The following is a 6,668-nucleotide window of genomic DNA, read 5'->3' as shown; positions in this document are numbered from 1 at the left end:
ACCAGTTTCATCTTCGATAGCTACAATCTTATAAACCGCTCCAAGGGCTGGCTGGTCATAGGCCGTAATCAGCTTGGTACCCACCCCCCAAACGTCAATCTTAGCGTGTTGCATTTTGAGGTTTAGGATGGTATTTTCATCGAGGTCATTGGAAGCGTAAATTTTGGCATCTGGATATCCAGCCTCATCTAACTGTTGACGAACTTTCTTGGAGATATAGGCAATATCCCCTGAGTCGATACGAACGCCTTTAAAATTAATCTTGTTTCCCAATTCACGAGCAACCTGAATGGCAGCTGGCACACCGATGCGCAACGTATCATAAGTATCTACTAAAAAGACACAGTCACGATGGGTTGAAGCATAGGCCTTAAAGGCCTCATAGTCGTTTCCATAAACCTGTACCAAAGCATGGGCATGGGTTCCTAGGACAGGAATGCCAAAAAGCTTCCCTGCTCGCACGTTGCTAGTCCCGTTGGCTCCACCAATCACAGCTGCGCGTGTTCCCCAGATAGCTGCATCCATTTCTTGCGCACGACGTGTCCCGAATTCCATCAAAGGCTCATCTTCAATGACTGAACGAATACGTGCTGCCTTGGTCGCTATCAAGGTTTGAAAGTTAACGATGTTTAAGAGAGCCGTTTCGACCAATTGACATTGGGCTAGAGGTCCTTCAACCTGCACAATTGGCTCATTAGCAAAAACCAAGTCCCCTTCCTGAGCAGAACGAACCGTTAGTTCTAACTTGAGATTTCGTAGGTAGTCCAAGAATTCTCCATGATACCCAAGCGTCTCCAAGTAGGCAATATCGCTATCTGAAAAGCGTAAGTCTTCAAGATAATGTACAATTCTTTCCAAACCAGCAAAAACCGCATAGCCGTTATTAAAAGGTTGCTGGCGGAAATAAACTTCAAAGACCGCCTTTTTATTGTGAATTCCTTGGTCAAAGTAAACTTGCATCATGTTGATCTGGTACAAGTCCGTGTGCAATGTCAAACTATCATCTGGATACATCTGTTTTCCTTCTTCCTACTTTACAAGGGTATAAAAGTATCCTACCACTTTCACACCGTCCGATAAATTAGTACTATTATAACACATTTTATCTGGATTGATAAAAAGCTAACAAGCTATTCTCCATTCTCCAGTTCATCCATATCTTGCTCAAACTTTTTCTGAGCCCATTCACCATAACTTTTAAGCCCGAGATTGCCGATAAAAACCCAAGGAAGGTAAATCAGATAAGTAATGACCCAAGCAGACAAGTATTTAACGTTCAGAGGATTGTGCTGATAAATTTCGATATTGAATTGATAATTCTGCAACATCAAGAGAGTCGTAATAGCGAGAGTTACCAGCAAACACCCTCCAATCGTAAAATGAAAACGACTATAGTAGGTCACTCCAAGTTGTCGTGCACGATTGAAAAAGAAGAAAATTCCTAAAAGAAGAGTAACCAGAAGAATATCAGGATTAAAAAGAGCAGGTGCTAATACAGCCACCAAATAACTTAGCAGAATGAGCCCGATAAACATATAAAAAGTCTCTGTCCCAGCTTTGTTAAACAGTTGTTCTTCTCTTTCGTCTAATAATTGATAATAAAAAAATCTATTTTTCATCTTCTTCCTCCCAGAATAGTTGGTCTAACGTTTTGCCTAAGCATCTGCAAATAGACTGGCAGAGGGAGAGACTAGGATTATATTTCCCTGCTTCTATCAAGCCTATAGTCTGCCTAGTAACACCTACAGCTTCTGCCAAATCCCCTTGTGTTAAATCACACTCCACCCGAGCTAATTTTAATTTTAAGTTTTTAGCCACTAGCATCCTCCTTCACATTTTTAAAAAGTTGCGCTTCTTTTAAAAACATTATACCATATATCTAACTTAATGCAATATATAAATGTCATTTTGTAAGATTTTATTAACAAAAAACTCTCTATCATCTTACATGATAAAGAGTATTCGTTCTTATTTGATACTCAGCTAAGCTCCTCTTCAAAAGATAGAAGTCTAGATCACAAATCCTTTTGGTAATAGTATCTTTGCCCTGTGTAGGGATAGTCTTGCAAGGTAAAGACTTCCTTGTAGCCATGGCTTAGATAAAAATCTGGCGCTTGAAACTGGTAAGTATTCACGAAAGAAAAACGACAGTTTCGATTCTTGGCTTCATTTTCAGCTCGCTGCAATAGTTTTGAACCAATTCCTTGTCCCCTCAATTCCTCTCTCACAAACAAATATTCGATTTCCAACCAATTTCCGAAAGTCTCTGCTACTAAGCCTGCCATGAGATTGCCCTTTTCGTCTTCGACATAAAGGTTCAGTGGCTCGCTTTCAGCCTCTTCTCTTTTAGAACGATTATAAGCACGAATCAAGTCCCCTATTTCCTGCGCTTTATGAGATTCCTTATTTTCCAATCTAACGTGCATTCAAACCTCCTAATAAACTGCTACAACTTGATTATAGTCATATTTCAATAAACTGTCAAACTAGCAAAAACTCACCAAACAGAGTTGATGAGTTCATGATTTATTTTCTAAATTTCCACTGACTATAAATCCCAAAAACAAAGATCCAGATAGCAGAACCAACTGCCCCCATGAAGGTAGACTCTTGCAAAAAGAGAGTCACGAAAACAAAGACAAAAAAGAGAATGGTTAGGGGATTAAGCAAGCGATACTGAGGCATAAGGTAGCCATCAGCCATGAAGTCTTGTGACTTGCGGTATTTGAGATGGGCCACCATAATCAAGATATAAATCGCGATGTAAACACCTGATGAGGATGCGGTGATCAAAGCAAAGGCATCTGAAACACCTGGTAGCACATTGATAAAGGCAGCGAGAGCAATCAAGATTGCTGAGGCAATGATGGCATTTTGTGGAACATTGTGACGAGAAAGGGTATCGACCTTGATGGCCTTTAAGAAACGATTTGGCGAATCATGGGCAATCTGATATAAGTGTCTCCCTGTTGAGTAGAGAGTTGAGTTAAGCGCAGACGCTGCTGAGGTCAAGACAACAAAGTTGATTAGAGCCGCTGCCCACTTGATCCCTGCCAGTTCAAAAACCGTTACAAATGGAGAATCTGAAGAATTAAGATAAGACCAAGGAATAATGGCCATAATCGCAATAAGAGCTCCCCCATAGAAGAAGATAATTCTGAGAGGAATTTCCTTAACAGCTTTGGGCAAGACCTGACGAGGGTCCTTTGTTTCAGAAGTTGTCACCCCGATAAACTCAATCATCAGATAGGCAAAAAATACCATTTGAAAAGCCATGACAAAGTTCATAACTCCGTTTGGAAAAAGAGAGAACTGGTCGCTGATATTTGCCAAACTTGCAACACCATGCGGTGTCTTAAAGCCTGTCAAAACCATAAAGACCCCAGTGGCAATCATGGCTAAAATCGCCACAATCTTGACCATAGCAAACCAAAACTCGACTTCGCCAAAGAGCTTAACTGCAATCAGATTGACCAAAGCCAAAATCGTTAAAAAGACAAGCTGAATCATCCAGCTAGGCCATGTGGGAAACCAGAAGCGAACATAATCTGAGATGGCAGTGATTTCTGCCATACCGATAAAGACAACTGACAACCAATAAGACCAAACTGAGAAATATCCCCAGCCTTTCCCCAAATGACGGGTGATAAAGTTGATAAAGGTATGCTGTTCTGGATCCTGATACAGCATCTCCCCAACAGCCCTCATCATCAAAAACATAAAGGCTCCAGTAATCATGTAAATCAGAATGATAGAAGGTCCTGTAAGGCTGATAGAGCGACCAGCACCTAGGAAAAGTCCTGTTCCGATTGTCCCCGCAATGGCCATCACCTGAACATGACGATTGGTTAAACCACGCTCCATTTTGTTTTTCTTCTTATTTTCACTCATATAGTCTCCTTTTTATCTAAAAAACCAAAAAGGAGTTGAGCAAGGCAAAACCTTCACTACTCCTTTTTCATCCTATTTAGGCTGTTTTCTCAACCTTTAAGATTTTGACATCATAGCTACCAACTGGTGTTTCAATCGTTGCAGTATCGCCAGTCTTCTTGCCAATCAAAGCACGGCCAATCGGACTTTCATTTGAGACTTTACCAGCAAAAGCATCTGCACCTGCAGAACCGACGATGATGTAGACCTCTTCTTCGTCTTCACCGACTTCTTGGATTGTTACTGTCTTACCGATTGCTACCTCATCTTGGGCAACTGCATCGCTATTAACAATTTCAGCATAGCGAATTTTTGTTTCTAGACTTGAAATTTGACCTTCAACAAAAGCTTGTTCATCTTTCGCTGCTTCATACTCACTATTTTCTGAAAGGTCTCCATAGGAACGAGCAATCTTGATACGCTCTACGACTTCAGGACGTCGAACGAGTTTCAACTCCTCTAATTCTTTTTCTAGTTTTTCCTTTTCTTCAAGGGTCATTGGGTAAGTTTTTTCTGCCATTTTTTTAACTTTCTTTTCTATTTACTTTTTTAAAACAAAATTATGTGGAAAACCACATAATTTTAGTTTGAACTACTTGCTTGAGGTAACTTGCTATTGATATGCTCTGCAACGTTTTGATCATGTTCTTCTTTTGTTGTCGCAAAGTATACTTTACCGTCTTCAACATTGGCTACAAAGTACAAGTACTCACTCTTTGTCTGGTTTACACTTGCTTCAATCGCATCCGAACTTGGGCTATCAACCGGTCCAGGCATGAGGCCAAGGTGTGTGTAAACATTGTATGGTGAATCAATCGTTGTATCAATTCCAGCGTCATCTGCTAAACTAATCTTTTGACCAAGTTTTCCTTGAGCATATAGGATAGCGATATTACTTTGAAGTGGCATACCGGCATTCAAGCGGTTATAGAAGACACCTGCGATTTTCTTGCGGTCTTCGGTCTTAGCTCCTTCTTTTTCGACAAGAGAAGCAATGCTGAGCAATTCATTAACTGTCAGATTCTTTTCTTTGATCGTAGCGTAGTATGGTGACATAGCCTTGTCCATAGCAGCTACCATCTCATCAATCAAACTTTCAACAGTTGTGCTGTCTTTGATCGTATAGGTTGCTGGGAAAAGGTAGCCTTCAAGACGATAACGAACGCCACTGTCTTTTGTTGGAAGACTTCCAAGTAGGTTTGGATACTTGGCTACTAATTGTGAGATAAAGGTCTCATCTTGAACTTTTGCCAAGAAAGCATCCGCAGTAAGAGGTTCTTTAAATTCACCTTGAAGTTGTCCTACTGTTTGAGCGATTTGCTCTAATGTATAGCCTTCTGGAATTGTCAAATTTGCAAGAACAGGTGCCTGAGCTTCAGGAGTCCCACCTTTTTCCAATTCTTGAATCAACTCATCCGTACTCATACTCTTCTTCAAGTTGTAATAACCTGACTTCAAGTTGGCATGGCTATAGTATTTAGCATAAAGGCTAAAGATAAGTCCATGTTTAACCAGACCAGATTTTTCCAAGGTGCTTCCAATTTCTTGAACATTTGCACCGTCTGGGATTTGAACCGTTACGTAGTCCTTAGAGCTCGCATCCACAGGTTTCAAGGAATCTTGCACATAACCATAACCAAAATAACCACCAACTGCAACGAGTACTAGGAGAACTAGAACTGTTACTAGGCAACCTTTGGCTTTTGATTTTTTCTTAGTTGATGTTGCACCTTGACGACGACTACGACGTGGAGCATCAGCTAATCCACTGCTAGATTCTGTAGAAACAGGCTCAACTCTTTCAGGCATTCCTGGGGTAATTTCCTCTTTCTTGTCTTCTGTTTTATAGGTTACGGCAACCTTAGTCGGAGTGTCGTTAAATTCTTTTTCTTCGGGTTTAAGCTCAACTGGTTCTACCTTAGGTTGAACAGATTCCACTACAGGTTCTTCAGCCAGATGAATCGGCTCTACTATAGGTTCTTCAGATTCTACAACTTCAATCTTATCAATGATTGGCTGTCTAATCTCTTTCTCTTCTTGTCCATCCGTTTCATCAGTACTAGCACTTGAAAGTGGAGGAACACTTGGTGCATTCTTTAGGATTTTATCGACAACAGATAGGGAATCAGCCATCAACTCTTCTGTTGATGTTTCTGGTTCAAGATCTGAAGGAGTTGCTGAACTAGCTTGAGATGATGAAGCCGTCAGATTTGGAATCTCTACTTCTTTCTCTCTTCTATCTTGTTCTTTTACTCTTTCTAAATCACGTAGAATCTGCTCTTTAAAGCTTAATTTTTCTTCTTCTCTTGATTTTTCAGTCAAAAGCATTACCTCCTTGTTGACAATCCATAATATTATATCTTAAAAGTCGCAGAAAAGCAACCAACTAGGGCATTCCCTAGCTAGTTTTCTTTATTTTCAGGCTGCCAAACCATATCATACCAGGTTTCCCCAGCAAAGCTTGACTGGGATATTCCTTCATTAACAAAGCCGTGCTTTTCGTAATAGGAGATAAGGTAATCATGACACGTCAAGTTAATGCCCTCTCGCTCATGTTCTAAAGCGACTTCTTTCAGAGCCTTTAATAGTCTTTTCCCTACCCCCAAAGCTTGTGCTTCCTTGGCAATAGATAGGCAAGTCACAGAAATATAACCTCCAGGTTGATGGCTATAGTCTTTTATTTCTTCTGTAAAAGACTGATCATCTAGATGGCGGTGTGGGACGACTGGACCTTCGAT

8 protein-coding genes are annotated in these 6,668 nt (G+C 40.5%); all 8 read right to left on the bottom strand.

Features of this window, described 5'->3' with window-relative positions:
• Positions 1 to 1,014 (bottom strand): nicotinate phosphoribosyltransferase (locus tag GMD3S_RS0209200; RefSeq protein ID WP_025172997.1); only part of this gene is annotated, 1,014 nt, incomplete at its 3' end.
• A 116-nt stretch (positions 1,015 to 1,130) separates the two neighbouring features.
• Positions 1,131 to 1,619 (bottom strand): DUF6773 family protein, encoded by a 489-nt coding sequence (locus GMD3S_RS0209195; protein ID WP_000797143.1) that lies wholly within the window; start codon positions 1,617 to 1,619, stop codon positions 1,131 to 1,133.
• Positions 1,609 to 1,818, bottom strand: a complete 210-nt coding sequence (locus GMD3S_RS0209190; RefSeq protein WP_001107493.1) for a helix-turn-helix transcriptional regulator — start codon at positions 1,816 to 1,818, stop codon at positions 1,609 to 1,611. The genes GMD3S_RS0209195 and GMD3S_RS0209190 overlap by 11 nt, the downstream gene beginning before the upstream one ends.
• Before the next feature lie 197 nt (positions 1,819 to 2,015).
• Entirely contained in the window at positions 2,016 to 2,426 is a 411-nt protein-coding gene (locus GMD3S_RS0209185; RefSeq protein ID WP_000558475.1) for a GNAT family N-acetyltransferase, read from the bottom strand.
• Positions 2,427 to 2,526: 100 nt separating this feature from the next.
• Complete coding sequence (locus tag GMD3S_RS0209180) at positions 2,527 to 3,891, bottom strand: amino acid permease (protein ID WP_001293567.1); 1,365 nt, start codon at positions 3,889 to 3,891, stop codon at positions 2,527 to 2,529.
• A 76-nt stretch (positions 3,892 to 3,967) separates the two neighbouring features.
• The gene (greA, locus tag GMD3S_RS0209175; RefSeq protein ID WP_000818765.1) at positions 3,968 to 4,450 is read right to left on the bottom strand and encodes a transcription elongation factor GreA; all 483 of its coding nucleotides are present in this window, start codon (positions 4,448 to 4,450) and stop codon (positions 3,968 to 3,970) included.
• Positions 4,451 to 4,512: 62 nt separating this feature from the next.
• Positions 4,513 to 6,258, bottom strand: coding sequence for an endolytic transglycosylase MltG (gene mltG, locus GMD3S_RS0209170; protein ID WP_000927565.1), 1,746 nt, complete (start codon positions 6,256 to 6,258; stop codon positions 4,513 to 4,515).
• 74 nt (positions 6,259 to 6,332) lie between these two features.
• On the bottom strand, positions 6,333 to 6,668 hold a 336-nt coding region (locus tag GMD3S_RS0209165), incomplete at its 5' end, for a GNAT family N-acetyltransferase (RefSeq protein WP_025172995.1).

This window comes from Streptococcus sp. GMD3S (assembly GCF_000298695.2).
Lineage (GTDB): Bacteria > Bacillota > Bacilli > Lactobacillales > Streptococcaceae > Streptococcus.
The sequence above is the reverse complement of the archived record's forward strand: the minus strand, read 5'-3'. Positions and strand labels throughout refer to the sequence as shown.